Annotated in this window: 1 protein-coding gene; it reads left to right on the top strand. The window is 59.9% G+C overall.

What is annotated here, in order from left to right; translation table 11 throughout:
- Positions 1-312: hypothetical protein (locus QK293_RS27525; protein ID WP_282383531.1), on the top strand; the 312-nt coding region annotated here is incomplete at both ends.

Below are 312 nucleotides of genomic sequence, written 5' to 3'. Positions count from 1 at the left end.
ACTGGAGCAATACCGACCACAACGAACGCGATTACCTGTTGGCGTGCTACATCGAATCCTTGAGCCGGCTCAGTCCCGGGGATATCGGCAATCTGGTCGACGCCAGCGACGATCCGCGAGTCCAGGCGCTTTTTGACGATCTGGAACAGTTGCCCGAACCGGATCGGGAACACACCCGCAAAGCATTACTCGACTACCTGAACAAGGGCGGCAAGGTCGAATCGCCGGACAACCCCGTGCCTCCGGAGCTGGAGCACGCGCGCAAAGAAGCGCATGCCGAAGCGTTCAAACTCGCCAAGTACCAGGGCGCCA

It is taken from the genome of Pseudomonas sp. AL03, from assembly GCF_029960815.1.
Classification (GTDB): Bacteria; Pseudomonadota; Gammaproteobacteria; order Pseudomonadales; family Pseudomonadaceae; genus Aquipseudomonas.
Note: the sequence above shows the minus strand (reverse complement) of the source record. Positions and strands in the feature narration are given on the sequence as shown.